The sequence below is a fragment of the Meiothermus cerbereus genome, from assembly GCF_051297115.1.
Lineage (GTDB): Bacteria > Deinococcota > Deinococci > Deinococcales > Thermaceae > Meiothermus > Meiothermus cerbereus_A.
Window position 1 is genome coordinate 16,558 of sequence record NZ_JBEVAL010000023.1, and the last position, 25,848, is coordinate 42,405.

A 25,848-nucleotide genomic window follows, 5' to 3' on the forward strand; every position below is an offset into this window, starting at 1 on the left:
GCCCCAGAAAAAGAGCAAATCAAAGACACCTCTTTGAGACTTGTTGCTGCGGGCGTAAACCAGGCCCTGCACGGGGGCTTGAGATAGCCGCGCTTTAGCGATAAAGCCGGGCCTCGAGCGCTATTTTCACCTGGGGCCATTCGTCGTCGATAATCGAGTACACCGCGGTGTTGCGGATGACGCCGTTGGGGTAAATTTGGTCTTTACGCAAGATACCCTCAAAGGTTGCCCCCAGCTTTTCGATGGCCTTACAGCTACGCACGTTGCGGGCATCGGCCCTAAACTGTACCCGAATCGCCCCCAGGTTTTCGAAGGCCCTCCGTAGCAGCAGGTATTTGCTTTCGGTGTTGGCGTATCCTCCCTGAAAGGGGGAAAAAATCCAGGTGGTGGTTTCCAATGAGCGATAATCTGGGTTGACCCGCACATAGCCGGTACGCCCTGCCATCTGGCCGCTGGAGTTGTCGACGATGGCCCAGTTGACCCGGTCTTTGGCCGCCAGCAGGGTGCGGATGTAGTTCTGCATGGCCTCGAGGGTGGCCTCCCGGGGGGCATTGCTCAGGTACTGCACCATCTGAGCATCGAAGTGCTCGAGCATGGCCGGGGCATGCCCCAGATTCAAAGGCTCTAGCCGGATATAACGACCCTCCAGGGTTGCGCTTTCGTGCCACATATAACCCAAAGCTAACACCATTATGGTCTAAACTCTGTACTAAATGATTCGAGTCGGTATCCTCACCATCTCCGACCGTGAAGCACGCGGCGAGATTGAAGACCGCACTTATGCTGTGTTGCGCGAGATCCTGGCCCTGGGGCCCTACGAGATTGCCAGTTACGAGATTATTCCTGATGAACCCGCTCAGATAAAGCGGGTATTGCGCCTCTGGACCGACCGCGATGGCCTTGATGTCATCCTGACTGTGGGCAGCATCCGCCTTAGCAACCGCGACCACACGCCCGAGGCCACCCGCGAAATGCTGGAGAAAGAAGCCCCTGGCATCGCCGAGCTGATCCGCATGGAAACCTATAAGAAAAACCCCCTGGCAGCGCTATCTCGGGGGGTGGCGGGTGTGCGGGGCAAAACCCTGATCGTCAACCTTCCAGGGGGGCCGCAAGGCAGCAAGGACTCCCTCGAGGTGATTCTGCCGCTCATTCCCGAGGCTGTGCAGCGCATCTCCGGTCGTCCGGTGGCCCAGCTAACCAACGGTTTTTCCTTCGACTAGCTGCACCTGTCTCAAGAAGCCCCTTGCTCTTGGGGGCGTGGGGATGGATGTTCCAGCTTGCAGCAGGCCTTTATTACCGGGGCGCGCGCTGTGCATTCTGGTAGATCGGGTGATGGGATGCAGGCCAAATATGCCAAAAGCCCCGCATTGCGTGCCTTACCGCGTGGAGAAGCGATAAGCAAAGCCTTTCCCACGGACGTAACGCCGGGTGGTTTGAACTTGGTTATGAGGCTATACAAAAAGTGATAACCTTTGCCTTGGTCGCTTATGCATTTTGAAGAAATGCTTGTCTTGCTGGTACATAAAGGTGCTTCGGATATCCACCTTCACGCCGGTATGCCGGTGCTGGCCCGCATTGGAGATGAACTAAAGACCGTCAGCCAGAGCCTGGTTACCCCCGAGTTCACGGCCAACCTGGTCGAGAAGCTCTGTACCCCTCAACAAAAAGCCCGCCTGCGCACCTTTCGTCAGGTGGATGTGGCCTATAGCCTGCCGGGCCTGACCCGCCTGCGGGTGAACCTGTTCTACCAGCGGGGTTCCATCAGTGCTGTTTTGCACACCCTCAGCGGTGAGGACACCGACCTCAGCAAGGTTAATCTGCGCCAGGAGCACCTCGAGTTCTTCCGCGAACAGCGCCGGGGCCTGGTGCTGGTTACGGGGCCCATTGGTGCTGGAAAATCTACCACCCTGGCCCGCCTGGTAGACGAAATTAACACCCACCACACCCGCATTATCGTTACGGTGGAAGACCCCATCGAGTACCTGCACCGCCCCAAGCGCTCTGCGGTGATTCAACGCGAAATAGGCTCCGACGCAGTTTCCTACGAGAAGGCCCTGCTGGCGGCCATGCGCCAGAATGCCGATGTGATTGTAATTGGCGAAATCCGCGACTCAGCCACGGCCTCGGCGGTGCTCAATGCGGTTTACACGGGCCACCTGGTGCTCTCAACCTTCGTTTCCAGCGATAGCACCAGCGTACTGAACCGGATGCTCGAGCTCTTTAACCAGGGGGAACGCAACATCAACCGGGTGCTGCTGGCCGAAAGCCTGCTCGGCATCATTCATCAACGCCTGGTTCCCACCACCGATGGCAACCGGGTTCCCATCACCGAGGTCATCACCATAACCCCGCGCATCCGTGAGGCCCTCAAACAGCCCAGCCAGACCGACCGCTTGCGCGAAGTGCTGCGCGAACAGGGCCTCGAGGGCTACCAGAGCTTTGACCAGAACCTGCTGGCGCTGTATTACCAGGGCCTGGTAGACTACCAGACAGCCCGCCTGCATGCCCAAAACCCCACCCAGTTCGAACTGGCCGTCCTGCGGCAGTCGAGCGGACAGGGGTCGGAGGGGTACGCCAAGTAGGCCGGTGGCGGCGAAGGCCTGGGGCAGAACGCAGGTCTGGATTCTGGCGGAAAACCCTTCCGTACTTTTGTGATTCCCACACAACAGGATAAAGTACAAACATGACGCCACATATCTCCGCTCCGCAAGGCGCTGTTGCCGAAGCCATCCTGCTCCCAGGAGACCCCCTGCGGGCCAAGTACATCGCCGAGAACTTTCTGGAAAATCCGGTGCTCTACAACCAGGTGCGCAATATGTTCGGCTATACCGGAACCTACAAGGGCAAGCGGGTTAGCGTGCAGGGCACCGGAATGGGCATTCCTTCGGCCAGCATCTACATTCACGAGCTGGTGCAGTTTTATGGCTGCAAAACCCTAATACGGGTCGGTACCGCCGGGGCCATCACGGAGCACCTCAAGCTGCGCGATCTGGTCATCGCCCAGGCGGCCTGCACCGACTCTTCCATCAACAACCTGCGCTTTGCCGGCCAGAACTATGCCCCCATCGCCACCTTCGACCTTATGCGCCGCGCCTACCAGCAGGCCCAGTCCAGGGGCATGCCGGTGCATGTGGGCAACGTGCTTTCTACCGACACCTTCTACCACGACCTGCCCAACCCCTACCAGATATGGGCCCAGTTTGGGGTACTGGCCGTAGAGATGGAGGCTGCAGGGCTTTACACGCTGGCGGCTAAGTTTGGGGTACAGGCGTTGTGTATCGTTACCATCAGCGACCACCTGATTACCCGCGAGAAGACCACCCCCCAGGAAAGGCAGGAGACCTTCAACCAGATGGTTGAAGTTGCGCTGGAAACTATTTAGCACGTGGCGGCCCGCCACAGATAGCAGCGAAGCAGCCCAGCGAGACCTCGAGCTGCCGGAGGTTTTGCCTGGGGTCGGCCTTTGTATAATCAAACCCCAGGCGTGTGTTTTTATACGCGCGGGGCACCTGTGGAGGTACCTGTGGTTGATGTAATCAAGCCGGTTGCCAGCCTGAAAGGCCGCGACTTCCTTTCCAACCTCGACCTATCGCCTACCGAGTACCGTGCGGTGCTCGATACGGCCCATGCCATGAAGCGGGGGGCCTTTAAGGGGTTGCGGCCCCTCGAGGGCCAGACCCTGGCCATGATCTTCGAGAAGCCGTCCTTGCGTACCCGCACCACCTTTGAGGTAGCCATGAACCAGTTGGGCGGGCACGCCGTGAACCTGACCAATTCCGAAATTGGGCTGGGAACCCGCGAGCCGGTGCGCGACATTGCCCTGAACCTCGAGCGCTGGGTGGAGGGCATTATGGCCCGGGTCTACCTGCACTCGACCCTCGAGGAGCTGGCCCGCTACTCGTCTAAACCTGTAATAAACGGCCTTTCCGACCTGCTGCATCCGGTGCAACTGCTGGCCGATTACCAGACCATCGAGGAAACCTTTCCCAACACCAAGGGCCTGAAGATTACCTACATTGGCGATGGCAACAACATGGCCAACGCCCATATCCAGTGCGCGGTGCTCTCCGGGGCCAAGCTGACCATTGCCACCCCCCGCGGCTACGAGCCCAACGCCATCATCTACATGGAGGCGCTTAAGCTGGGCGCCGACATTACCCTGACCCACGACCCCCGCGCAGCAGCCGAGGGGGCCCAGGTGCTCTATACCGATGTCTGGGTCTCGATGGGCCAGGAGGCCGAGGCCAGCCAGAAGCGCAAAATCAAAGACTTCGCCGGCTTTCAGGTCAACCCGGCCATGCTGGACTTAATTGACCCCGACGGCATTTTCCTGCACTGCCTGCCAGCCCACTACGGCGAGGAGGTGGTCGAGGAAGCCACCCTGCACCAAAAGTCCCGCGTCTTCGACCAGGCCGAGAACCGGCTGCACGCGCAGAAGGCGCTGCTGTACCATTTGCTAAGCTAGGGTGATGGGGCAGAGCGAGCACGTGCGCAAGCAGGTGGGCCAGCCGCAGGTAAAGTCACCGCTGGCCCAAGTGTTTCTTCTTCGAAAGATGCTTCTAGAGCTGGGCATTCAGCCGAACCATGAGCACCCACACATTCGAAAGTTGGTTAGCCGCCCGGGGCCGGGGGCCAAATAAGGAAAACCCATGAGCAAACCCAAGGTTTTCATTGACGGCGAGGCCGGAACCACCGGCCTGCAAATCCGGGCCCGTTTGCAGCATAGAAACGATATCGAACTGGTCTCTATCGAGCCTGCCAAACGCAAGGACGAGCTCGAGCGCAAGCGCCTGCTGAATGCGGTGGATGTGGCCATCCTCTGCCTGCACGACGACCTGGCCAAAGCTGCGGTGGGAATGCTGGAAAACCCCCATACCCGCCTTTTGGACGCCAGCTCGGCCCACCGGGTGGCCGAGGGCTGGGTATATGGCTTTCCCGAGCTAAGCCCCGAGCAGCCCGAGCAGATCCGCCAAGCGCGTTTCGTCTCCAACCCCGGCTGTTACCCCACCGGGGTGATTGCCCTGCTGCGGCCCCTGGTGGATGCAGGGCTTCTGCCAGCGGATTTCGCGGCTTCGGTGAGCGCCATCTCGGGCTACTCCGGCGGGGGGCGGCCCTTGATAGACGCCATGGAAGGCCGGGGGGAGCACCGGCTGGCAGGGGATTACCGGGCCTATGGCCTCGAGCTCACCCATAAGCACCTGCCCGAGATGACCCGCTACGCGCGCCTGCAACATCCCCCCATCTTCACCCCGGCGGTGGGGCGCTTTCGCCAGGGCATGCTGGACTTCATCCCGGTACACCTCTGGGCCCTGCCCCAAAGAGTAACGGCCTCTGAGCTGCACCAAGCCCTGGTAGAGCGCTACCAGGGGCAGCGCTTCGTGCGGGTGATGCCCCTGGAAACCTACGGCCAGTACCACCCGGTGCTCGACCCAGAGGCCCTTAACGGCACCAACCTGCTCGAGCTCTTCGTCTACGAAAACCCCGCGCAGGAACAGGCCTTGCTGGTGGCCCGCTTCGACAACCTGGGCAAGGGGGCCTCGGGCGCGGCGGTGCAGAACCTCGACCTGATGCTGGGTTTGGAAGGCCCGCACACCTACGAGTACTTTGGTGATTGAAGATGCAGCGCGTTACGGTGTACCTCGATTACCTGTGTCCTTTTGCTTGGTGGGGCCTCGAGCTGGCCTACGTGGTGGCCCCCCAGCTCGGCCTGGATTTGGTCATTCAGCACTATAGCCTCGAGCAGGGTGACCACCCCGAGAATGCCAGTCTTCCTCGCAATGCTCCAACCTGGAAGCTGGCCGAGCAGCCCCTGGAAGGCCCTAGATCGCTGCGGGCTTTCCTGGCCTCCCACGCCGCAAGGCAGCAGGGCAAGGCCGCCCACCTGCGCTTTGCCCTCGAGCTGTTTCGCCTGCACCATCAGGATAAACGCGAGCTAAACGATGACCAGACCTTTGTGGAGGTGGTGGGTCGGGCCGGGCTGGATCTGGAGCGCTTTATGGCCGACCTGGAAGACGAGGAGAGCCGACGGCTCGAGCTGGCCCGCGACCTGGAACAAGCCGGTGAGCTGGGGGTGTTTGGCACGCCCACCTTCGTGCTGCCCTCGGGCGATGCGGCCTATTTTCGCTTTACCCAGCTCACCACCGAGCCCGAGCTGGCCCTAAACCTGTGGGAGCTTTTTGCCGCCGTGCTGTACAACGGTGCCCATATCGAGACCATCAAGCGGCCCCGTAAATAGAGCACTCCTCATAATCATCGAGCCGCTTGCTAACTTGACCTTGCATAGCACAGCGGCCTCCCGGAGGGGAGGCCACGTCTGTGAAGAGTGCGATAGACAAAGCCACCCCCGTACAGGGGGTGGCTTTGGTTGGCGTTTGCTACGGCTGCACCGGTTGCCCGCCATGGGTCACGCTGAACTGGCCGCAGTCGCTAAATTCGATCCGCAACGTAGACTTCTCGCCTGCCGGGTTGGTGTAGACAAATTCCTTGGCCCCGCTGTCGAAGTTCATCATCCGGCCCAGGGGGTTCTGGCAGGCCGCGCGGTTCCAGTGCAGGGTGGGGTCGGTGTACCAGATCAGGTTGCGGGTGTTGTTGCCGCGTGTCCAGGTGGCGCTGCCGGGGTTGTTTTTGTCCACCGTGATGGTGCCGGCGTTCCAGGGGTTGCTGTCGCCATCGTTGTCGGGGGCATAGGTCTTGCTGACGTTGAAGACCAGCGAGCCGGTGTAGGTGTTGTTGAAAACGGTCTTGCTCACGCTGTGGGTGTAGTTCTTGGTAATCTTGAACAAGGTGGCGTCTTGCTCATCAATCGAATAGCTGCCGTTCAGGGTACGCTCCACGGAGCGGTTGTCGCCGCTGACCCGCGACTTGAAGTTGGTGAAGCTGACGCTATAGCCGCTGTAAGGCTGGCTATCGTTGGTGTCCTGAAGGCCAATGGAGCCGTTCAGGGTGTAGCTGATGCCGCCGGGGCCGGTGTAGCGGCAATCATAGGTCGTTGTGGCGTTGGCGGGCACACCATCATCGTCGGCGTCCACCAGTGGGGAAGGGCTGGTGCTGATGGTGCAGTTCCCGCTGCCCGAGGGGGGCAGGTACAGCACCCCTACCGCCCGCAAAAACAGGTGGATGCGGCGGGGCAGCCCCCAGGTCTGGGCGTTGGCCTCCAGGCTGTCTACCAGCCCCTGGGCGCTCAAGGCTGTGCTGCTGGCATCCCCCAGCATGGCGCCGGTGAGCTGTAAATCGCCCTGGGCCGCTTCGGATAGGGCCTGGGCATCGGCCTGGGTGAGGGTGTTGGGGGCTTGCTGGGTTCCACAAGCGGCCAGCAGGCCCAACAGGGCAAGTCCGGCCAGGTTGCGTAGGGTCTTATACATGGTTTTTCCTCCTGTTTTAGAGGATGCTCCTGAAAACTGAAGGAGAAACGGGCAGATGCTTAACTGAAGCTGAAGGAAGCGTTTTTTGTAGGGGGCTGCCCTGAAATGTGGGGTGATGGGGTACTCGAGATTCTAAAGTACCCCTAAGCTATGCTTTCAAGGTGACCCGATGGCGACCCAACCTAAAAAGAAAAACAAACGCGCTCAGCCCAAGCCCTCGCCCATGCCCTGGGTTCTGGGTGGGGTAGCGGCGCTGGCAGTGCTGGTGGGAGGCTTTTTTTGGTGGCAGGGGCAGCAAGCGGCGGGCAGCTTTGAGGCCCTGATTGCCCAGGGTAAGGCGGGCCTGGAGGCTCGAGTGGTGACCCACCCGGATGCGGGGCGGGGCCACGGAAACATTGGGGTGCCCATCCTTTATGCCACCGACCCGCCGACCTCGGGGGTGCACTGGCCCAACTGGACACAGCCCGGTTTCTACGACCGGCCCGAACCCAAGGAAAAGCTGGTGCATGCCCTCGAGCACGGCAATGTGGTCATTTATTACGACCGGCCTGCGGCGGAGGTCTTGAGCCAGATTCGCGCCTGGCAGCGCCGCTTTACCGGGACATGGGATGGCCTGGTGGTGGTGCCCAAGCCGGGGCTGGGCCAGACCATCGAACTGACCGCATGGAATAAACTTTTGCGCCTGGAAACCTGGGATGCCGCCCTGGCGGCCGCCTTTATAGACGCTTACCGGGGGCGCGGGCCGGAGAACCCCGTGCGGTAAGCGAGCACCGCTCTGGTTTAGCCAATAGTGACTTTTGTCCTTACCCCACCCCAGGGGGGGTGGGTATACTGAGGCCGTGGAGGTGATCATGACCCAACTCAAGATTGAAGGTATGAGCTGCAACAACTGCGTGCGCCACGTGACCGAAGCCCTCAAAAAGGTACCGGGGGTGGAGCAGGTGGAGGTTTCGCTGCAGGAGGGCCGGGCTACCGTGAGCGGGACGGCGCCGGTGGAGAAGCTGATCGAGGCGGTGCAGGAAGAGGGCTACACCGCTCGGGTGGCCTGAATGACCCACGAGCACACCCTGCACCTCGACCCCAAAGTGCGCCAGGAGGCCCGCAACCGGCTGCTTTCGGCCAGGGGGCACCTCGAGGGCATCCTCAAGATGCTCGAGGGTGAGCCTTACTGTGTGGACGTGCTCAAGCAGATTAGGGCTGTGCAGGGAGCCCTCGACAAGGTGGGGGAGATGGTGCTCAAGAGCCACCTCGAGCACCACGTGGCCAGCGCCGCCCAGCGGGGCGACACCAAGCAGATGGTGGAAGAGCTGATGGAGGTTCTTAAGTACCGCTAAGGGCTATGGGTAAGGTATGAGCAAAGAGCTGCAAATCGGCGTCCAGGGCATGACCTGCGCGGCTTGCGTAAATCGGGTAGAACGCGGGCTCGGGAAGGTCGAGGGGGTGGTGCTGGCCTCGGTCAACCTGGCGACCGAACACGCCAGGGTGGTCTACGACCCCCAAAAGACCACCCCCCAGGCCCTGCTGGAAAAGGTGCGCGAGGCGGGCTACACCCCGGTGGTGGCCGAGGTCGAATTTGCTGTGACCGGCATGACCTGCGCGGCCTGCGTGAACCGGGTGGAACGGGCCTTGAAGAAGCTGGAGGGGGTGCTCGAGGCCAGCGTCAACCTGGCTACCGAGCGGGCCAAGGTGAAGTACCTTCCGGCCAGCACCGGGGTGGCCCAGTTCAAGCGGGCCATCCGCGAGGCGGGCTACGGTGTGCTCGAGCTGGGAGCGGGCCAGAGCCGGGCCGACCTCGAGCGCGAGGCCCGTGCCAAAGAAGTGGCGGGTCTGCGCCGTGCGCTACTCATCTCGGCGGTGTTTGCCCTGCCCCTCTTCCTGATTGCCATGCTGCCGATGCTCTTCCCACCACTAGAGGCCTGGCTGATGGCCACCTTTGGGCACGGCGTGATGAGCAGCCTGAACTGGGTGATGCTGGCCCTGGCTACCCCCATTCAGTTTGGCCCTGGCCTGCGCTTTTACCGCCACGGCTGGCAGAGCCTGCGCTCGGGCTCGCCCGATATGAACAGCCTGGTGATGCTGGGCACCAGCGCGGCCTACTTTTACAGCTTGGGGGTGGTGCTTTTTCCAGGCCTCTTTCCCCCGCAGGCCCGCCACGCCTATTTCGAGGCGGCGGGGGTGGTCATCACCCTGATACTCCTGGGCAAGTACCTCGAGGCCCTGGCCAAAGGCCGCACCTCCGAAGCCATGCGGCGGCTGCTTTCGCTGCAGGCCAAGACCGCGCGGGTGGTGGAGGGGGCGCTCGAGCGGGAAATCCCCGTGGACGAGGTGCTGGCAGGCGATATGGTGGTGGTTCGGCCCGGTGAAAAAATCCCGGTGGACGGGGTGGTGGTCTCGGGGCAGAGCTACGTGGATGAGTCCATGATCACCGGCGAGCCCATCCCGGTGCGTAAAACCGAGGGGGACAGGGTGATTGGGGGAACCATCAACCAGAACGGAACCCTCACCTTCCGGGCTACGGCCGTGGGCGAAGGCACCGTTCTGGCGCAGATAATCCGCCTGGTCGAAAACGCCCAGGCTTCCAAGCCCCCCATCCAGAACCTGGCCGACCGGGTGGTGGCGGTCTTTGTGCCCATCGTGCTGGCTATTGCTGCCCTTACGGCCTTGGTGTGGCTGGTGTTTGGCGGCGAAAAGGCCCTCACCTTTGCCCTGGTCAACACCGTGGCGGTGCTGATTATTGCCTGCCCCTGCGCCATGGGTCTGGCCACCCCGGTGAGCATCATGGTGGGTACCGGCAAGGCGGCCGAGCTGGGGGTGCTTTTCCGCAAGGGCGAGGCCCTCCAGACGCTGCAAGAGGCCCGGGTGGTGGCCCTCGACAAGACCGGCACCCTCACCAGGGGCAGGCCCGAACTGACCGACCTCGAGGTGGCCCCAGGCTTCGACGAAGACGAGGTGCTTTCGCTGGTGGCCTCCCTCGAGCAGAAGTCGGAGCACCCCATCGCCCGCGCCATCGTGCAGGCGGCCCAGGCCAGGGGGCTACCGCTCAGCGAGCCGCAGGACTTCGAGGCTTTCCCCGGCTTTGGGGTGAGCGCCCAGGTGGGGATCGTCCGCCCGGAGAACAGCCGCGACAGCGGTCTGTCCCAACAGGGGATCGTCCGCCCGGAGAACAGCCGCGACAGCGGTCTGTCCCAACAGGGGATCGTCCGAGTGGACGTAGGGGCCGACCGCTACATGGCCCAACTCGGCCTCGAGGTGCGCCCCTTTGCGGCCCTGGCCCAGCGCCTGGCCGATGCGGGCAAGACCCCCCTCTACGCCGCCATCAACGGGAAGCTGGCGGCGATTCTGGCGGTGGCCGACCCCATCAAAGAGGGTAGCCCGGAGGCCATTGCCGCCCTGCACCGCCAGGGCTTCAAGGTGGCCATGATTACCGGCGACCATACCCGCACCGCCCATGCCATTGCCCGCCAGCTTGGTATTGACGAGGTGCTGGCCGAAGTTCTGCCGGACGGCAAGGCCGAGGCCGTGCGGGCACTTCAGAACAAAGGCTACAAGGTGGCCTTCGTGGGGGACGGCATCAACGACGCCCCTGCGCTGGCCCAGGCCGATGTGGGTATCGCCATTGGCAGTGGAACCGACGTGGCTATCGAGACCGCCGATGTCATCCTGATCTCGGGCGACCTGCGGGGTGTGCCGAACGCCATTGCGCTCTCGCGGGCCACCTTGCGTAACATCCAGCTCAACCTGTTCTGGGCCTTTGCCTACAACGTGCTCTTGATTCCGGTGGCGGCAGGGGCCTTGTACCCATTTACGGGCTGGCTGCTCTCGCCTATGCTGGCCGGAGCGGCCATGGGTCTCTCTTCGCTGTTTGTGCTGTCCAACGCCCTGCGCCTGCGTTCTTTCAGGCCGCCGTTTGGGCCTAAGGTTGCGGCCCCGGTGGGAGAGCTGGCGCAGGGGCTTGCTTAGTTAGGGAGGAAACGATGCAGAAATTTTTGGGAATGCTTATGGTGTTGCTCCTGGGGTGGAGCCTGGCCCAGACCGACCACGCCGGGCACGGCAGCATGGCCATGCGGTCTATGGCCGAGCTACAAAAGCTCCAGGGGCGCAACTTCGATATCGCCTACATGTCCATGATGATTGACCACCACAAAGGCGCGGTGGAGATGGCCCAGGCCATCCTGAAGGTTTCTAAAGACGCCCGCATCCGCAAGGCGGCCCAGGAAATTATCGCAGTACAGAACAAGGAAATTACCCAGCTTACCGGCTGGCTCAGAAGCTGGTACGGCGTAGCCCCCAGCCAGCGCTACATGGCGATGATGCGGGCCGACATGAAGCCCATGATGGACGAGTCCCTGATGGGCATGAAGCCAGGACACGGCAGCTCGCCCGACCGGGCTTTTTTAGAGGGCATGATTCCCCACCACCAGGATGCCGTGGATATGTCCAAGCTGTGCTTGCAAAAAGCCGCCAGGGCCGAACTCAAGCGCTTCTGCCAGGGGGTCATCACTGTGCAAAACCGCGAGATTGAGCAGTACCGGCAGTGGCTAAAAAACCTGCCCTAGAGCGCTCTTCACAATTATGGAGCCGCTCACAACTCGATTTCTGTGTCCTGCACAGCACAGTTGCCTCCCATCCGGGAGGCAACGTCTGTGAAGAGTGCGATAAGCCCCGTTGTCTTTTTTAATACCAGGCTTGTGATGCCGATTTTGCTCAGTCTGCCCAAAAGACTTTTTACCCCTTGATGCAAATTAACGGCTCGAGCCGCGCTACCTTGCGCGAGAGTCCGGCGGCGTGGGCGGCGTCCACCACCGCGGTTACGTCTTTGTAGGCGCCGGGGGCTTCCTCGGCCACGCCGCGTGGGGAGGGGCTGCGCACGATGATGCCCCGCTGGCCCAGCTCGCGCACCACCTCCTTGCCGTGCCAGTGCTTGAGGGCCTGGTGGCGGCTCATGGCCCGTCCGGCCCCGTGGCAGGAGGAGCTCAGCGAACGGGCCTCGCCCTCCTGGGTGCCCACCAGGATGTACGAGGCGGTGCCCATGGTTCCGCCAATCAGCACCGGCTGGCCCACGGCCCGGTAGGCCTGGGGGAGGGCCGGATGGCCGGGGCCGAAGGCGCGGGTGGCCCCTTTGCGGTGGACATATAACCGCTGGGGCTTGCCGTCTATCAGGTGTTCCTCGAGCTTGGCGGTGTTGTGGGAGACGTCGTAGATCAGGCGCAGGTCGGCTTGGGGCAGCAGGTAGGCGAAGGCCTCGCGGGCCAGGTGGGTCAGGATCTGCCGGTTGGCCAGGGCGCAGTTGATGGCGGCCCGCATGGCCCCCAGGTAGGCCTGGCCCTCTTCGGACTGGATGGGGGCGCAGGCCAGCTCGAGGTCTGGCAGCGCTATGCCGTACTTGCGGGCGCTCTCGATCATCTGCTTGCCATAGTCGGTGGCGACCTGGTGGCCCAGCCCCCTCGAGCCGCTGTGGATGCTCACCAGCACATCGCCCACCTTTACACCAAAGGCCTCGGCCACCACCGGGTCGTACACCGCGGTCACCTGCTGCACCTCGAGGTAGTGGTTGCCGGAGCCCAGGGTGCCCATCTCGTGGGCCTGACGCCGTTTGGCCTGCTCGGAAACCCGTTCGGGCTGGGCCCCTTCCATGCGGCCTTGCTCCTCGATGCGCTCCAGATCCTCGGGCCTTCCGTAGCCACGCTCGACCGCCCACACCGCCCCGCCTTGCAGCATGGCCTCGAGCTCGGCGGGCTCGAGGTGAATTTTGCCGGTACTTCCCACCCCTGCCGGCACGTGGCGGAAGAGCCCCTGGGCCAGGTCTTCCTTAATCGGCTCAATCTGGTCTACCGTCAGGCCGGTGTGGAGTGTCCGCACCCCGCAGGAGATGTCGAACCCCACCCCACCCGCCGAGACCACCCCGTCCTCCTCGCGGAAAGCTGCCACCCCCCCAATGGGGAAACCATAGCCCCAGTGGGCATCGGGCATGGCGTACACGGCCTGCACAACCCCCGGCAGGCTGGCCACGTTGGCGAGCTGCTCCAGCACCTTGTCGTCCATCTCCCGCAGCAAGGCTTCGCTGGCATACAGGATGCCAGGTACCCGCATGGGGGGGGTGGCCCCCAGCCACCACTCAAACTCGGACTTTTGAACCAGGCGGGATATATCCATAGGGCCTCCTTCAGACATCCACCACGCACTGCACCACCCAGTGGCCCTGCTCGTCCTGCCGAACCTCGAGCTCGCAGTAGGTGGCCCCCTTGACCTCCACGGCGGGCTGGTGACGTGCGGGGTCTACCGGCTCCCCCCAGGCCAGGGCGTGCAGGCTTAGCGCGCCCCCCAGGTCGGGTGGGCTCAGGTGCACCTCAAACTGGCTAAAGAGCATCCGGCGGGTGGCCATCTCGTAGACCAGCCGGTTGAGCCAGTCCACCAGCAATAGCGAGGCCCGGGGGGCTTCACACTCAATCTCGATGACCTGCTTAGGCCGCACCGTGGCAGGGTCGGTAACCACGGCGGTGAGGGCCAGGGCCACCTGCTCAAAGGCTTCGTCCAGGGTAGGGCCGATGCCCCGCACCCCGATGTCGGCCTGGTGGTAAAAGTGCTCCCAGCGCCCAAGTTGCTTGGTCATACCACCCCCTGTCTTTAGGGGTATTGCATGCCTGTTACCGAATCATTACAAAAAGCCAGGCCGCTTGCCGGGGGCTTGCAGGAGACTTCAGGGGGCCTGGGTTTGCAGGAAGACCTCGAGCGCTTCGTCGAGCATCTGGTAAACCGCCTCGAAGTCCTCCAGCCCTCCGTAGTAGGGGTCGGGCACCTCGCCCCCGCCGTTCAGGTCTAAGAGCAGGCGGGCTTTGCCCTTGTGCGCGGGAAACATGCGCCCCAGGGTCCACAGGTTTTCCTTGTCCATCACAAAGATGTGCTCGAAATACTCCAGGTCTTCGGCGCGAACCTGGCGGGCCACATGGGGAAAATGGGCGTTGTACTTGCTTAGCACGGCCTGGGTGCGCGGGTCGGCAGGCTCGCCCTCATGCCAGCCGCCTGTACCGCAGGAGTCCACCTCAAAAGCCCCCTCCAGCCCCCGCTCGCGCAGCTTCCGGCGAAAGATGCCCTCGGCCATGGGGCTGCGGCAGATGTTGCCCATGCAGACGAAAAGCACGCGTGTCATAGCTTTACAATAAGGCCTTCGTTGGGCCGCAGCTCGAGCGTCCCTTCCACCCGGCCATACCGATCCAGATGGGTCGAAAGCAGGATCTCGCCTCCGGGCATAGAAAGCACCTTGGGCTCCTGGGTAAAGTTCAAGGCCACCAGCACCTCACCCCCCCGCAGGTAGGCGTACACGCCCTGGGGGGCCTTGTAGGTCTGGTAAGCCCCTCGGAGCAGCGCCGGTGTTTCTTTGCGCACCACCAGCAGAGTTCGCACCAGGGTCAGCATGGATTCGGGGTCGGCGTCCTGGGCTTCCACGTTGCGCTCGGTGTGGTCGGGGTTTATGGGCAGCCAGGGCTCGCGGGTGCTGAAGCCGGCGTAGGCATAGGGCGTCCACTGCATGGGGGTGCGCTCGGGGTCGCGGCCCGGGTCGAGGCCGTGCTCGCCGGCAGCCCCGCGCTGACGCAAGGCGGCGGGGTCCTGCACTTTTTCGGGGGGAATCTGCCCATCCACCATGCCAATCTCGTCGCCGTAGTACCAGGTAGGCGAGCCCCGCAGGGTAAAAAGCAGCATGGCCGCCACCCTGGCCTGGTCGTGCCCGATGCGGCTGGCCAGGCGGTGCTGGTCGTGGTTGCCCAGCACCCAGTTGGGGGTGGCAAAAGGCGGCAGGCTGGCCTCGTACTCCTCCACAATGCTACGGATGTTCTCTGCCGTCCAGTTATTCAGGCCCCGGAAAATCAGGTGGAAGTTGAAGGGTAGGTGGCAGCCGGGTTTTTCTGCTGTGCCGTAATAGGGCATAAGTTGGTGGTAGGGCAGGTAAATTTCCCCCACCATCACCCGGTCGCCCGGATACTCGTCCAGCACAGCGCGCATCTCCTGTACAATCTCGCGGGTCTCGGGCTGGTCTTCCTGATAGATGTGGATATGGCGGAAACGGTCGATGTCGCCGGGCTTGTAGTGGGGGTTGTCGGGCTCGTCGCGGAAGAGGGCATCTTCCACCAACAGCCAGATGACGTCGATGCGGAAGCCGTCCACCCCTTTGTTCAGCCAGAAGCGCATGGCCTCGTACATGGCCTGGCGTACCTCGGGGTTGCGCCAGTTGAGGTCGGGCTGCTCGGGCAGGAACTGGTGCAGGTAGTACTGGCCGGTTCTTTCGTCAAGCGTCCAGGAGGGCCCGCCAAAGTAGGCCTGCCAGTTGTTGGGGGGGCCCCCATCCGATGCAGGGTCGCGCCAGACGTACCAGTCGCGCTTGGGGTTGTCGCGGCTCTTTCTGGATTCCAGAAACCAGGGGTGCTGGTCGGAGGTATGGTTGGGCACAAAGTCGATGATGACCTTGAGGCCCAGCCGGTGGGCTTCGGCCAGGAGCTCGTCAAAGTCCCTCAGGGTGCCAAAGATGGGGTCTACGTCGCAGTAGTCGGCCACGTCGTAGCCGAAGTCCTTCATGGGCGACTTGTAGAAAGGCGAGAGCCAGATACAGTCGAAGCCCAGGTCGCGGATGTAGGGGAGGCGCTTTTTGATGCCCGGCAGGTCGCCAATCCCGTCGCCATTCGAATCCTGGAAGCTGCGGGGGTAAATCTGATAGATGGTTGCGGTTTTCCACCATTCCATACAGTCTCCTTTATACCGGGTGCTGGGTCAGCCACAGCCGGGCATAAGGCCCCAGGTAGGCCGGGGCGGGGGTCTGGGTGATGAGCTCGAAGGGCTGCACAATGCCCTCCTGGCGCAGGGCTTCGAAAGGGAAGGGCTGGTCTTGCTCGCTGAAGTTGTAGACCTGCACCAGTGTGCCTTCGGGATGGGGGCGTTTCAGCACCAGCAGGTGGGGGTTGGGCTGCCAGAGGGCCTGGGTGGGGAAGGCGGCGTGCATCTGGGGGATGCGGGCCCGGGCCTCGAGCAGCTCTTTGATGCCGTGGAAAATTCGGTGCTCCACGGTGCCTTGCTGGTGGCGTTTTTCGGCTTTGGCCCAGTCCATCTTGGGCCGGTGCAGCCAGCGGTTGTCGTCTTTGTGGGCGGGTTCGTGGACATAGCCGTAGTCGTTGAGCAGGCCCAGCTCGTCGCCCATGTAAATCAGGGGGATGCCCTCGCCATAGCCGATAAAGACCGCGTGGGCCAGCAGGATGCGCTCGAGGGCCAGGTTGATCTGGCGCGGATGGCCCGACTCGAGCGCGGTTTCCAGGCCGGCCAGGCTGGCGGTCGAACCGGAGGTGCGCCGGTCGCCGGTGGCGGGGTTTGCCTGGAAATGCATCCCCCGGGCAAACGAGCCCGGAAAGTCGCCCCTGTAAAACTCAGACAAGAAATGCCGATGGGCCGGGCCGCTCAGGCCCACCGCCGCTGCGTCGGTGTCGGAGATGGCCCAGCCGATGTCGTCGTGGCAGCGCAGGTAGGTGGCCCAGGCGGTGCTGGGGGGCTTTTGTGGGAAGCGCTGCAGGGCCTGGGTGAAAAGCCGGGTGTCGCGGCTGGCCAAGCTGCTCCAGATCTGCACCATCAGGGTGTTGTGGTAGGCCAGCTCGCTCACCCTGCCGTAGTGCGCCCCCGTGCCCAGGTAGGCGATCAGGTCTTCGGGGGCCACGATGGCCTCGGCCTTGAAGGCCACCGCCGGCGCGCCAATGCGTACCGCAGCCCGCAGGGCCTGCGTGAGGGCGTGCACCTCGGGCTGGTTCTGGCAGTTGGTACCCAGGCGCTTCCAGGTGAAGGCGATGGCGTCGAGCCGGAAGACCTCCACCCCCTTGTTGGCGAGCCACAAAATCAGCTCGAGGTACTCCAGGAACACCTCGGGGTTGCTCCAGTTCACGTCCCACTGCCAGCTATTGAAGGTCGTCCAGACCCAGCCCTCTAGCGCGTCGTCCCAGGTGAAGTTGCCGGGGGCAAAGTCGGGGAAGACTTCCGGTAGGGTGCGCTCGAAAGCGTCGGGCAGGGTGCGGTCGGGGTAGATGTAGAAGTAGCCGCGGTACTTGGGGTCGCCCTGGCGGGCGGCCAGGGCCCAGGGGTGTTCGCGGGCCACGTGGTTGAGCACCAGATCCAGACACAGGCTGATGCCCTCCCGACGAAGCTGGGTGCAGAGGGCCTCGAGGTCGTCCATGGTCCCTAAGTCGGGTCGTACCTGGCGGTAGTCGGCCACCGCGTAGCCGCCGTCGTTCTCGCCCTCCCGTGGGAGCAGCAGGGGCATCAGGTGCAAATAGCGGATGCCCAGCTCCTTCAGGTAGTCAATGTGCTGACCCACCCCCCTTAAGGTGCCTGCAAACCGGTCGGCGTAGGCGATGTAGCCGTGCATCTGGGGCTCTTGAAACCAGTCCGGGGTGTGGATGCGCTTCAGGTCTAAAGCCTGCAGATCCTGAGGACGCTCGGCCAGGCTCCGCCCGATCACCTCGGCTACCCGCGCGGCTACGGCAGGGGCCTCGGGGTAAACCGCCTGCAGCCCGGCCATCAAGTCGGGCAGGTAGCGGCACACCCTGGCCTCGAGGTCGGCGGATCGGTAGGCGTCCAGCGCCCCCATCTGATCCGCCATGCCCGCAAAAAAAACTCGCTCGTTCATGCGCCCATGTATTCTACGCAATCCCTGGCCGGATAAAGTGGATTGACCAGGGTGTGCCCCTCTTGCACATCGCCCTGTTGAGGCTTCTGTTGCTGGAGCCACACCACGTTTAAAAGAACTGGGCGTAGGCTATAAGCACATGGATACCCGTCAGGCCCTGTTGCGAAGCGCCCGTAAAGCCTTTGCAGAGCGGGGGTATGCCGCGACCAGCCTGGAGGGCCTGGCCCGCACCCTGGGCCTGACCAAGGCCGCGGTGTACCACCACTTTGCTTCCAAGCGGGCGCTCTTGGAGGCCCTTTTGCAGGAGGGCTTTGTGGAGACCCAGCGGGCGCTTTCCCAGCCAGGCACCCTGCACCAGCGCTTGCTGGCCCTGGCCCTGGCCTACCGGGGGCAGGTGGAGCCGCTCACCGCCCTCATGACCGCCTACTCGAGCCGCCGGGGGGGCGACCTCGAGGCCGTACACCTGGCCCGTGAAGCCATGCGGCGGGGCATCGAACAACTGGCCGAGCTATTGGAGCAGGTCTCGCCCGGACACGGCAGGGTGCTGGCGGTAACCTTTGCCTCGATTGTGCACGGGGCCTACATGACCGCCCAGCACATGCCCGGTTATTCGGCAGAACAGCTTTTGCAGGAGGGGGTGGCGCTGTTTGTACGGGGTTTGCCGGAGGGCAAAGGAGAACCCCCCGGACTGTGAGGCCCTAACCTCCAGGTAACCGGCATCTGGGGTAGTTTCTGCCAGAATAGGGGCATGGCCCGGGTGCTGCTCATCGAAGACGATACCGGGGTGCGCGAGGCCCTGCGCCTTGGCCTGGAACTCGAGGGTTACCAGGTGCTGGAGGCGGGTACGGGGGCCGATGGCCTGCGCCGGCTGACCGAAAACCCCGAGGTGGTGGTGCTGGATGTGCTGCTGCCGGGGGGTGATGGGTTTGGGGTGTTGCGCGAGATTCGCAAGCGGAGCGCGGTGCCGGTGCTGATGCTCACGGCGCTGGACGAGGTGGAGTGGCGGGTTAAAGGGTTGCGCGAGGGGGCCGACGACTACCTGGTGAAGCCATACGCGCTGTCGGAGTTGCTGGCCCGCATCGAGGCCCTTTTGCGCCGCAGCAAACGCCTGGAGGAAGTGCTTGCCTACGCCGATGTGGTGCTTTACCCGCGCAAAATGGAGGCCCGCCGGGGGGAGCGGCTGTTGGAGCTATCCCCCAAAGCCCTACAGCTACTGCAGTGTTTTTTGGAGCACGCCGAGCGTGTCTTGCCTAAGGAGACCCTGATGCAGCGGGTATGGGGCCAGGAGGTTGAACCCAACACCCTCGAGGTCCACCTCTCGGCCCTGCGCCGGGAGCTGGGCGAACCTGCGCTGCTGCACACCCTGCGGGGGCATGGGTATATCTTGAAGAAGTAACCTGGGAGGCGGCTGGGCTGCCCCATACCTCGAATTCCTTTCCCCATGACCCTGCACCTTCGCCTTTTGCTCTGGCTACTGCTGGCCCTGGCCCTGCTGCTGGTGCCGCTGGGGGTTCTAACTGTGCGGCAGGCCCAGCGCACCGTGCAGGAGACCCTCGAGCGAGCGGCCCTATCCAGGCTGGGCTTTCTGCTTAGCCAGGGGCAGGTTCGCATTCAGGATCTGGCGCAAATTGTGCAGGAGTTTGGCGGGGTGGGCTTTATCCTTGGCCCCGAGGGTCGCACGGCCTTTACCGACCTGGGCGATTATCGGCTGCCGGAGGGCCTCGAGGAGACCCTGAAAAGGGGGCAGAGCTTTCGCCAGGTACGGGATAACTGGCTGTGGGTGGCGCTCCCCGGCGACGGGGGCGGGCTGGGACTGGGCACGCCCCTGGAGGAGGTGGCGGCCCTACCCCAGCGTTTGCTGCAGCTCTACCTGGGCCTGGGGGGCCTCTTGACCTTGCTGGCCTTTGTGGTGGGGGCTTGGGGCCTTACACGTTCGCTGGGGCCGCTGAACATGGTCTCGCGCGAGCTGGCCCGCCGCAATGCCGAGAACCTCGAGCCCCTTCCGCCCCCAGGGCTTCCCGAAGTCCGCCCGGCGGTCGAGGCCATGAACGCCCTGATGGGCGAGCTTAAGGCTGCCCTGCATCGGCTCAAAGTGCAGGAACAGGCCGCACGGCGCTTTGCTTATGGGGCCTCGCACGAGCTGCGCAATCCCCTGGCCGCCCTCAAGGGCTACCTGGAGGTGTTGCAGCGCCGACCGGGGGAGCCCAGGGCCACCGAGGGGGCGCTGCGCGAGGCGGTTCGCATGGAGTCGCTTTTGCAGGGCTTGCTGACCCTGGCCCGGCTGGAAGGCCAGGGGCGGGTGCGGGGCCAACCGCTGGACTTGAAAGCCTTTCTGGAGCCGCGCGGGCTCGAGGTCGCAGGAAGCGGCAGGGTGGAGGCCGACCCCGACCTGGCTTTGCTGGTGGTGGAGAACCTGCTGCAAAACGCCCACAAACACGCTGGGGGCGTCGAGAAAGTTGTGCTCGAGCCCGACGCTGGGGGTATCTGGCTCTGGGTATGCGACCGGGGCCCCGGTTTTCCGCCGGAACTGCTGCCCCGGGCCTTCGAGGCCTTTGTCAAAAGCGACCAGAGCGACGGGGTGGGCCTGGGTCTGGCCCTGGTGGCGGCGGTGGCCCAGGTGATGGGGGGGCAGGCCCGCGCCGAGAACTGCCCAGAGGGGGGCGCCAGGGTCGGTATCTGGCTACCGGCGGCAAAAGGTTAGTTATCCACCTCAACAAGAGATGCGAGAGATTCCCGTATGCACCAAGGTAACCTGGCTCCGACGCAAAGTTGGTACAAAGACCAGTCCGCTGGCTCGCCATGATGTTGAAATCATCACGTTTCCGACAACTCCTCAAGATACCCGGCGGGTTGTCCCGGTTATACATGCATGAGCAATAAAATGATGTTGAATGAGACCAGAATACGACTACGTCATTGTGGGGGCGGGTTCGGCGGGGTGTGTGCTGGCCCACCGGCTCACGGCCAGGCCCGACCTGAAGGTGCTTTTGCTCGAGGCCGGGGAGCCCATGCAGGGGCTATTTTGCAAGGCTCCGGCGGCCTTTCCTAAGCTCTTCAAGGGGCCTTACGACTGGGCTTTTTACACCGAGCCAGTGGCCGAACTGGAGGGGCGCCGCCTGTACTGGCCCAGGGGCAAGGGGCTGGGGGGGAGCAGCGGCATCAACGCCATGATCGTCATCCGTGGCAACCCCCGCGACTACGAGGACTGGCAGCAGCCTGGCTGGTCGTTTGCCGAGGTGCTGCCCTACTTCAAGAAGCTCGAGACCCACCCCTTAGGCCCCTCCCCCTACCACGGCGACCAGGGCCCTTTGCACGTGGAGGTGCGCAAATACACCAACCCCCTCACCCAGGCCTTCCTCGAGGCCGCTATGCAGTGGGGCCTGAAACGTAACGACGACTTCAACGGCCCGGAGCAGGAAGGGGTGGGCCTGTTCCACGTCAACCAGAAAAACGGGGCCCGGCACAGCGCCGCCGCGGCCTACCTCACGCCAGCCCTGCCGCGCCCCAACCTCGATGTTCAGACCGGAGCCAGGGCGCACCGCATCTTGTTTGAAGGCGACCGGGCGGTGGGGGTGGAGTACCGCCACCAGGGCCAGCTCTGGCAGGTGCGGGCCAGCCGGGCGGTGATCGTCTCGAGCGGGGCGGTGCAGTCGCCCCAGCTCCTGATGCTTTCGGGCCTGGGCCCCGCCGACCACCTGAAGTCGCTGGGCCTCGAGGTGCGGCAGGACCTGCCGGTGGGGCAGAACCTCTGGGATCACCTGGCCCTGCCGCTCATCTGGCACAGCACCCAGCCGGTGAGCCTGGACAAAGCCGAGAACCTTTCCAACATCGTGCGCTACTTGCTAACCCAGCGCGGCCCTTTCGTGAGTAACGTGGCCGAGGCGGGGGCCTTTTTGCGTACCCGGCCCGAGCTTCCTGCCCCCGACCTGCAGTACCACTTTGGGCCGGCCTTCTTCAGCAACCACGGCTTCGACCGCGAGGAGGGCTACTTCTTCACCATTGGCCCCACCCTGGTGGCCCCCCAGAGCCGGGGTTTTATCGGCCTGAGGAGCGCCGACCCGGAGGACGCGCCGGTAATCCAGCCCCACTACTTGAGCGCGCCAGGCGACCTCGAGGTTTTGCGGAGAGGCCTGGAGATGGCCCGCGAAATTGCCGCGCAAAAAGCCTTCGACCCCTACCGGGGCCAGCCCCACGCCAATCAGGCCGGGGTGAAAACCCCCTCCGAGCTGGCGGCCTACATCCGCCGCTACGCCCAGACCCTCTACCACCCCGCCGGAACCTGCAGCATGGGGCAGGTGGTGGACGCACACCTGAAGGTCTACGGCACCGAGAACCTCTACGTGGTGGACGCCTCGGTGATGCCGGGGGTGGTGCGTGGCAATACCCACATCCCCACCCTGATGCTGGCCGAGAAGGCCGCGGATGGGCTGCTGGGCCTCACGTGAGTTCAGCTACCGTGCGCCCCACAGCGAGCGTGGCGAGGGGGTGATGCGGGATAGCTCATCGCGCAGGGCCCGCCGGTACTGCCAGTACAGAGCGGGCCAGCGCCACAGCGGGGTCTCGCGCAGCCTTCGAAGATACCTGGCCCGGGTTATTCTAAGGAGACGAAGGCGTCTTCTCTGGTACCAGGGGGTTTCTTTGAAGATAGAAGGCCCCTCGCTGACAAGCTTTGTGCCCGCTAATGGTTCCATCTGTCTATTTGACTTTAGCATAGGGTGCTAACAATCCAGCGGCCTGACCTCCGGCACCTCGAGCCCGGCGTAGATCTGATCCAGGCTCAGGCTTTCTTCCAGGCAGGGAATCTCTATCGTTCCCTGGTTGACCCACTCGCTCCACAAAAGGTTCCAGGGGGTCTTCTGATAGACTTCCACCCGTCGTTCATCCTGCGAGACCAGCAGGTAGGTTTGCAGGGTGGGAATTTTGAAGTAGGCATCGAGCTTCTCGCGCCGGTCGCGTTCAGCCGAGCTATTGGATAGCACCTCCAGCACAAAACAGGGCTGGTGAATCTCGTGGCTATGGGGTTCTTCGGCAGAGCTCACCACCACGTCGGGGTAGTAGTAGCGGTTGAGTCGGGCAATGGCGACGCGCACCGATAGAAAAGCAAAATAGCAGCCTTTGGCCCTGGCCCTGGCCCGCAGCGCTTCGGTGATGTTGCCAACAATATCGTTGTGCAGCCTGCTCTCACCGGCCATGGCGTGCACGAAGCCATCCAGGTACTCGTAGCGCTGGTCGGTTTGTTTTTCCAGCTCGAGCCACTCTTCCTTGGATAAACGGGAGGGGCGTGGGGCACGGGCCGCCATGAATCCAGTATACAAAGCCCCCTTCATCCGCTAGACTACTAGGGTTGCCCGCCTAGGCGAGCCTTCCCCCGGAGACACAATGGAACTCAGAAACATCGCAATTATTGCGCACGTAGACCACGGTAAGACCACCCTGGTAGACGCCATGCTGCGTCAGGCCAAAGCACTTTCCCGCCACGACGAGGGCGGCGAGCGCATCATGGACTCGGGCGACCTGGAGCGCGAGCGCGGCATTACCATTCTGGCTAAAAATACCGCAGTGGAGTGGGGGGGCGTGAAGATCAACATCGTGGATACCCCCGGCCACGCTGACTTTGGCGGCGAGGTCGAACGGGCCTTAAGCATGGTGGACGGGGTGCTCTTGCTGGTAGATGCCGCCGAGGGCCCCATGCCCCAGACCCGCTTTGTGCTCAAAAAAGCCATCGAAGCCGGGCTCAAACCCATTGTGGTGATCAACAAGGTAGACAAAAAGGACGCCCGGCCCGACGAGGTGTTGAACGAGACCTTCGACCTGATGGCCGAACTCGGGGCCAGCGAGGAGCAGCTCGACTTCCCCTACCTGTACGCGGTGGGGCGTGAAGGTACGGCTTGGCTGGGCCAGACCCCCAAGCCCGACCTGACCGACCTGTTCGAGACCATCCTCCAGCACATTCCGGCCCCGCAGGTGGCCGATGGCCCCTTCCAGCTTCGGGTAGCCAACCTCGACTACTCCAACTTTGTGGGCAAAATTGCCCTGGGCAAGGTTCACCGGGGTACGGTACGCAAAAACCAGTTCGTGACCATCGTGGGCGAGCACGGCCAGCGCGACCAGAAGGTGGTGGCGGTCTTTACCCACCGGGGCTTAGAGCGCCTCGAGGTAGACGAAGTAACCCCCGGCGACATCGTGGCCATTGCCGGGATGGAGGGCGTGGAGATTGGCGACACCATCGCGGCCCGGGAGGCCCCCGAGGCCCTGCCGCGCTTAGCCGTGGACGAGCCCACCGTCAGCATCACCGTCACCCCCAACACCTCGCCCTTTGCCGGGCGGGAGGGCAAGTTTGTCACCAGCCGTCAGATCCGCGAGCGGCTTACCAAAGAGCTCGAGACCAACGTGGCCCTGCGGGTCATCGAGGTTACGCCCGACACTTTCGAGTTGCACGGGCGCGGCGAGCTGCACCTCTCGGTGCTGCTGGAGACCATGCGGCGCGAGGGCTACGAGCTTTCGGTGGGCCAGCCCAGCGTTTTGTACAAGGAGATCGAGGGCCAGATTCAAGAACCCTACGAGTACCTGGTGGTGGACGTGCCCGAGGCCAAATTTGGCCCGGTGATGGAGGCGCTGGGGAGCCGCAAGGCCCAGATGGTGCACATGGAACAGGAGGCCGGTCGCATCCGGGCCGAGTTCACCGTACCGGCTCGAGCCCTGTTTGGCTTTCGCACCATGTTCCTCACCCTGACCGCGGGCGAGGGCGTGATGAGCCACAACTTCCACGCCTACGGGCCGCACGTGGGCAGCCTGGAGACCCGCACCACCGGCTCGGCGGTGGCGATGGAGGCTGGGGTGGCCTATGCCTACAGCCTGTACCGCCTGCAAGAGCGGGTCAATTTCTTTATCGAGCCCGGCACCGAGGTGTATGTGGGCATGATTGTGGGCGAGCACGTGCGCGACAACGACCTGAACGTGAACGTCAACATCAACAAGAAGCTCACCAACGTGCGGGCGGCGGGTTCCGACGAGAACATAAGGCTCATTCCCCCGCGCAAGTTCTCGCTGGAAGAGGCGCTGGAATTCCTGGCTCCGGACGAGCTCCTGGAAATCACCCCCCAGAGCCTGCGCCTGCGTAAACGGGTGCTCGACCCCAGCCAGCGCAAGCGGGCCGAGGCGGTTTAGGGTTCCAAGTCGTCCGGCTCGGGCAGCTCGAGGGCGATGGCCAGGGCTTGATTTAGCTCAGCCATTTTTTGGGGTGATAGTCTCCCCACGTACTGGGTCAGGCGGCTTTTTTCTATCCTGGTAAGGTCATCACAGTGGATGCTGCTGTCGTGCTTGAGGCCTTCCTCAACGCCTACCCGCACTTGCGTGCTGATGCCGTGATAGTGCGAGAACACCGGGGCGCAAACCACCGTGGAATGGGCGCTGTCGATCAAAGACTGGCGGCTCACCACCACATAGACCCTTCGACGCTTGGGATCGTCGGTATTCTTGTTTTCGATGCGGTATAGCTCGCCGCGCTTCATGCTTCGACCTGATCCTCCAGCGAACCAAGGGCCTGCTGGTTCAGCTCGGCTGCGTATTTTTCGTACAGGGCGCGGTCGCGTGCGTCCTGCTCGGCCCGGCGAAGTGCACGCAGGTAAGAGCGGGCGGCCTTCTCCAGGAATTCCGAGCGATTTGGATGAAACTTATCAATGGCGGCAAGCACCTCTTGGGAGAGTGTGATAGAAGTCTTGACTTTCATACTACCAATATACCACCCACCAAAACCATCCATGTGTGCGCGTATCAGGCTTTTATCATATACATCCACTAAGCCAGCGATAGAGGGGCATGGGATTGGTGGAG

27 protein-coding genes are annotated in these 25,848 nt (G+C 63.2%); 16 read left to right on the forward strand and 11 right to left on the reverse strand.

Features of this window, described 5'->3' with window-relative positions; all coding sequences use genetic code 11:
- Window positions 1-94: 94 nt before the first annotated feature.
- Window positions 95-670, reverse strand: a complete 576-nt coding sequence (locus ABWU19_RS06695) for a GNAT family N-acetyltransferase (protein WP_435900943.1) — start codon at window positions 668-670, stop codon at window positions 95-97.
- Window positions 671-713: 43 nt separating this feature from the next.
- On the opposite strand from ABWU19_RS06695, the gene ABWU19_RS06700 reads away from it, so the two are divergent.
- The 6 genes from ABWU19_RS06700 (at window position 714) to ABWU19_RS06725 (ending at window position 6,235) form a co-directional block, all read left to right on the forward strand.
- Window positions 714-1,220 (forward strand): MogA/MoaB family molybdenum cofactor biosynthesis protein, encoded by a 507-nt coding sequence (locus ABWU19_RS06700; RefSeq protein ID WP_435900944.1) that lies wholly within the window; start codon window positions 714-716, stop codon window positions 1,218-1,220.
- A gap of 267 nt (window positions 1,221-1,487) precedes the next feature.
- On the forward strand, window positions 1,488-2,582 hold the full coding sequence (locus ABWU19_RS06705) for a type IV pilus twitching motility protein PilT (protein ID WP_435900945.1): 1,095 nt from the start codon (window positions 1,488-1,490) through the stop codon (window positions 2,580-2,582).
- A gap of 101 nt (window positions 2,583-2,683) precedes the next feature.
- A complete protein-coding gene (deoD, locus tag ABWU19_RS06710; RefSeq protein WP_435900946.1) occupies window positions 2,684-3,382 on the forward strand; it encodes a purine-nucleoside phosphorylase in 699 nt (232 codons plus the stop codon).
- A gap of 141 nt (window positions 3,383-3,523) precedes the next feature.
- On the forward strand, window positions 3,524-4,465 hold the full coding sequence (argF, locus tag ABWU19_RS06715) for an ornithine carbamoyltransferase (protein ID WP_435900947.1): 942 nt from the start codon (window positions 3,524-3,526) through the stop codon (window positions 4,463-4,465).
- Between the two features lie 184 nt (window positions 4,466-4,649).
- Window positions 4,650-5,615, forward strand: a complete 966-nt coding sequence (argC, locus tag ABWU19_RS06720; protein WP_435900948.1) for an N-acetyl-gamma-glutamyl-phosphate reductase — start codon at window positions 4,650-4,652, stop codon at window positions 5,613-5,615.
- 2 nt (window positions 5,616-5,617) lie between these two features.
- A complete protein-coding gene (locus tag ABWU19_RS06725; RefSeq protein ID WP_435900949.1) occupies window positions 5,618-6,235 on the forward strand; it encodes a DsbA family oxidoreductase in 618 nt (205 codons plus the stop codon).
- 139 nt (window positions 6,236-6,374) lie between these two features.
- Here the strand turns inward: ABWU19_RS06725 and ABWU19_RS06730 are convergent, their stop codons facing one another.
- Window positions 6,375-7,361, reverse strand: coding sequence for a hypothetical protein (locus ABWU19_RS06730; RefSeq protein WP_435900950.1), 987 nt, complete (start codon window positions 7,359-7,361; stop codon window positions 6,375-6,377).
- Window positions 7,362-7,530: 169 nt separating this feature from the next.
- On the opposite strand from ABWU19_RS06730, the gene ABWU19_RS06735 reads away from it, so the two are divergent.
- From ABWU19_RS06735 to ABWU19_RS06755, 5 genes are all read left to right on the forward strand, one after another.
- Entirely contained in the window at window positions 7,531-8,124 is a 594-nt protein-coding gene (locus ABWU19_RS06735) for a DUF3105 domain-containing protein (protein ID WP_435900951.1), read from the forward strand.
- Window positions 8,125-8,212: 88 nt separating this feature from the next.
- The gene (locus tag ABWU19_RS06740; protein WP_027876347.1) at window positions 8,213-8,410 is read left to right on the forward strand and encodes a CopZ family metallochaperone; all 198 of its coding nucleotides are present in this window, start codon (window positions 8,213-8,215) and stop codon (window positions 8,408-8,410) included.
- Entirely contained in the window at window positions 8,411-8,695 is a 285-nt protein-coding gene (locus ABWU19_RS06745) for a metal-sensitive transcriptional regulator (protein WP_435900952.1), read from the forward strand.
- 16 nt (window positions 8,696-8,711) lie between these two features.
- Window positions 8,712-11,321: a heavy metal translocating P-type ATPase gene (locus ABWU19_RS06750; RefSeq protein WP_435900953.1), complete on the forward strand. Its 2,610-nt coding sequence runs from the start codon at window positions 8,712-8,714 to the stop codon at window positions 11,319-11,321.
- A gap of 14 nt (window positions 11,322-11,335) precedes the next feature.
- Window positions 11,336-11,917, forward strand: a complete 582-nt coding sequence (locus ABWU19_RS06755; RefSeq protein WP_435900954.1) for a DUF305 domain-containing protein — start codon at window positions 11,336-11,338, stop codon at window positions 11,915-11,917.
- A gap of 169 nt (window positions 11,918-12,086) precedes the next feature.
- Here the strand turns inward: ABWU19_RS06755 and ABWU19_RS06760 are convergent, their stop codons facing one another.
- From ABWU19_RS06760 to ABWU19_RS06780, 5 genes are all read right to left on the reverse strand, one after another.
- The gene (locus ABWU19_RS06760; protein WP_435900955.1) at window positions 12,087-13,514 is read right to left on the reverse strand and encodes an RtcB family protein; all 1,428 of its coding nucleotides are present in this window, start codon (window positions 13,512-13,514) and stop codon (window positions 12,087-12,089) included.
- A 10-nt stretch (window positions 13,515-13,524) separates the two neighbouring features.
- A complete protein-coding gene (locus ABWU19_RS06765) occupies window positions 13,525-13,971 on the reverse strand; it encodes an archease (protein ID WP_435900956.1) in 447 nt (148 codons plus the stop codon).
- Between the two features lie 87 nt (window positions 13,972-14,058).
- A complete protein-coding gene (locus tag ABWU19_RS06770) occupies window positions 14,059-14,508 on the reverse strand; it encodes a low molecular weight protein-tyrosine-phosphatase (protein ID WP_435900957.1) in 450 nt (149 codons plus the stop codon).
- Window positions 14,505-16,094, reverse strand: a complete 1,590-nt coding sequence (locus ABWU19_RS06775; RefSeq protein ID WP_435900958.1) for an alpha-amylase family glycosyl hydrolase — start codon at window positions 16,092-16,094, stop codon at window positions 14,505-14,507. The genes ABWU19_RS06770 and ABWU19_RS06775 overlap by 4 nt, the downstream gene beginning before the upstream one ends.
- A gap of 10 nt (window positions 16,095-16,104) precedes the next feature.
- Window positions 16,105-18,015 carry an alpha-amylase family protein gene (locus tag ABWU19_RS06780; RefSeq protein ID WP_435900959.1) on the reverse strand — a complete coding sequence of 637 codons (1,911 nt, stop codon included), beginning with the start codon at window positions 18,013-18,015 and terminating at the stop codon, window positions 16,105-16,107.
- A gap of 139 nt (window positions 18,016-18,154) precedes the next feature.
- Here ABWU19_RS06780 and ABWU19_RS06785 point away from each other — a divergent pair, with 139 nt between their 5' ends.
- The 4 genes from ABWU19_RS06785 to ABWU19_RS06800 all read left to right on the forward strand — a co-directional run bounded on the left by ABWU19_RS06785 (window position 18,155) and on the right by ABWU19_RS06800 (window position 22,460).
- A complete protein-coding gene (locus tag ABWU19_RS06785) occupies window positions 18,155-18,709 on the forward strand; it encodes a TetR/AcrR family transcriptional regulator (protein ID WP_435900960.1) in 555 nt (184 codons plus the stop codon).
- Window positions 18,710-18,763: 54 nt separating this feature from the next.
- Entirely contained in the window at window positions 18,764-19,411 is a 648-nt protein-coding gene (locus ABWU19_RS06790; protein WP_435900961.1) for a response regulator transcription factor, read from the forward strand.
- A 45-nt stretch (window positions 19,412-19,456) separates the two neighbouring features.
- Complete coding sequence (locus ABWU19_RS06795; protein WP_435900962.1) at window positions 19,457-20,716, forward strand: sensor histidine kinase; 1,260 nt, start codon at window positions 19,457-19,459, stop codon at window positions 20,714-20,716.
- 190 nt (window positions 20,717-20,906) lie between these two features.
- Window positions 20,907-22,460, forward strand: coding sequence for a GMC family oxidoreductase (locus tag ABWU19_RS06800; RefSeq protein WP_435900963.1), 1,554 nt, complete (start codon window positions 20,907-20,909; stop codon window positions 22,458-22,460).
- Between the two features lie 6 nt (window positions 22,461-22,466).
- Here ABWU19_RS06800 and ABWU19_RS06805 read toward each other — a convergent pair whose 3' ends face one another.
- Together ABWU19_RS06805 and ABWU19_RS06810 are read right to left on the reverse strand one after the other, a co-directional pair.
- Window positions 22,467-22,706: a hypothetical protein gene (locus ABWU19_RS06805; RefSeq protein WP_435900964.1), complete on the reverse strand. Its 240-nt coding sequence runs from the start codon at window positions 22,704-22,706 to the stop codon at window positions 22,467-22,469.
- 27 nt (window positions 22,707-22,733) lie between these two features.
- Window positions 22,734-23,315 carry a Uma2 family endonuclease gene (locus ABWU19_RS06810; RefSeq protein ID WP_435900965.1) on the reverse strand — a complete coding sequence of 194 codons (582 nt, stop codon included), beginning with the start codon at window positions 23,313-23,315 and terminating at the stop codon, window positions 22,734-22,736.
- A gap of 79 nt (window positions 23,316-23,394) precedes the next feature.
- Between ABWU19_RS06810 and typA the strand changes: the two genes are divergently transcribed.
- Window positions 23,395-25,182: a translational GTPase TypA gene (gene typA, locus ABWU19_RS06815; RefSeq protein WP_435900966.1), complete on the forward strand. Its 1,788-nt coding sequence runs from the start codon at window positions 23,395-23,397 to the stop codon at window positions 25,180-25,182.
- Here typA and ABWU19_RS06820 read toward each other — a convergent pair.
- Both ABWU19_RS06820 and ABWU19_RS06825 read right to left on the reverse strand, forming a co-directional pair.
- Window positions 25,179-25,526, reverse strand: a complete 348-nt coding sequence (locus ABWU19_RS06820; protein ID WP_435900967.1) for a type II toxin-antitoxin system PemK/MazF family toxin — start codon at window positions 25,524-25,526, stop codon at window positions 25,179-25,181. The genes typA and ABWU19_RS06820 overlap by 4 nt on opposite strands.
- The coding region (locus tag ABWU19_RS06825) for a ribbon-helix-helix domain-containing protein (protein ID WP_435900968.1) at window positions 25,523-25,848 on the reverse strand (326 nt) is incomplete at its 5' end. The genes ABWU19_RS06825 and ABWU19_RS06820, both read right to left, overlap by 4 nt.

Bases quoted from the DNA above. Each gene is read 5' to 3' on its own strand.
- ABWU19_RS06695 (WP_435900943.1), bottom strand. From the start codon at position 670: ATGTGGCACGAAAGCGCAACCCTGGAGGGTCGTTATATCCGGCTAGAG.
- ABWU19_RS06700 (WP_435900944.1), top strand. From the start codon at position 714: ATGATTCGAGTCGGTATCCTCACCATCTCCGACCGTGAAGCACGCGGC.
- ABWU19_RS06705 (WP_435900945.1), top strand. From the start codon at position 1,488: ATGCATTTTGAAGAAATGCTTGTCTTGCTGGTACATAAAGGTGCTTCG.
- deoD (WP_435900946.1), top strand. From the start codon at position 2,684: ATGACGCCACATATCTCCGCTCCGCAAGGCGCTGTTGCCGAAGCCATC.
- argC (WP_435900948.1), top strand. From the start codon at position 4,650: ATGAGCAAACCCAAGGTTTTCATTGACGGCGAGGCCGGAACCACCGGC.
- ABWU19_RS06725 (WP_435900949.1), top strand. From the start codon at position 5,618: ATGCAGCGCGTTACGGTGTACCTCGATTACCTGTGTCCTTTTGCTTGG.
- ABWU19_RS06730 (WP_435900950.1), bottom strand. From the start codon at position 7,361: ATGTATAAGACCCTACGCAACCTGGCCGGACTTGCCCTGTTGGGCCTG.
- ABWU19_RS06735 (WP_435900951.1), top strand. From the start codon at position 7,531: ATGGCGACCCAACCTAAAAAGAAAAACAAACGCGCTCAGCCCAAGCCC.
- ABWU19_RS06740 (WP_027876347.1), top strand. From the start codon at position 8,213: ATGACCCAACTCAAGATTGAAGGTATGAGCTGCAACAACTGCGTGCGC.
- ABWU19_RS06745 (WP_435900952.1), top strand. From the start codon at position 8,411: ATGACCCACGAGCACACCCTGCACCTCGACCCCAAAGTGCGCCAGGAG.
- ABWU19_RS06750 (WP_435900953.1), top strand. From the start codon at position 8,712: ATGAGCAAAGAGCTGCAAATCGGCGTCCAGGGCATGACCTGCGCGGCT.
- ABWU19_RS06755 (WP_435900954.1), top strand. From the start codon at position 11,336: ATGCAGAAATTTTTGGGAATGCTTATGGTGTTGCTCCTGGGGTGGAGC.
- ABWU19_RS06760 (WP_435900955.1), bottom strand. From the start codon at position 13,514: ATGGATATATCCCGCCTGGTTCAAAAGTCCGAGTTTGAGTGGTGGCTG.
- ABWU19_RS06765 (WP_435900956.1), bottom strand. From the start codon at position 13,971: ATGACCAAGCAACTTGGGCGCTGGGAGCACTTTTACCACCAGGCCGAC.
- ABWU19_RS06770 (WP_435900957.1), bottom strand. From the start codon at position 14,508: ATGACACGCGTGCTTTTCGTCTGCATGGGCAACATCTGCCGCAGCCCC.
- ABWU19_RS06775 (WP_435900958.1), bottom strand. From the start codon at position 16,094: ATGGAATGGTGGAAAACCGCAACCATCTATCAGATTTACCCCCGCAGC.
- ABWU19_RS06780 (WP_435900959.1), bottom strand. From the start codon at position 18,015: ATGAACGAGCGAGTTTTTTTTGCGGGCATGGCGGATCAGATGGGGGCG.
- ABWU19_RS06785 (WP_435900960.1), top strand. From the start codon at position 18,155: ATGGATACCCGTCAGGCCCTGTTGCGAAGCGCCCGTAAAGCCTTTGCA.
- ABWU19_RS06790 (WP_435900961.1), top strand. From the start codon at position 18,764: ATGGCCCGGGTGCTGCTCATCGAAGACGATACCGGGGTGCGCGAGGCC.
- ABWU19_RS06795 (WP_435900962.1), top strand. From the start codon at position 19,457: ATGACCCTGCACCTTCGCCTTTTGCTCTGGCTACTGCTGGCCCTGGCC.
- ABWU19_RS06800 (WP_435900963.1), top strand. From the start codon at position 20,907: ATGAGACCAGAATACGACTACGTCATTGTGGGGGCGGGTTCGGCGGGG.
- ABWU19_RS06805 (WP_435900964.1), bottom strand. From the start codon at position 22,706: ATGGAACCATTAGCGGGCACAAAGCTTGTCAGCGAGGGGCCTTCTATC.
- ABWU19_RS06810 (WP_435900965.1), bottom strand. From the start codon at position 23,315: ATGGCGGCCCGTGCCCCACGCCCCTCCCGTTTATCCAAGGAAGAGTGG.
- typA (WP_435900966.1), top strand. From the start codon at position 23,395: ATGGAACTCAGAAACATCGCAATTATTGCGCACGTAGACCACGGTAAG.
- ABWU19_RS06820 (WP_435900967.1), bottom strand. From the start codon at position 25,526: ATGAAGCGCGGCGAGCTATACCGCATCGAAAACAAGAATACCGACGAT.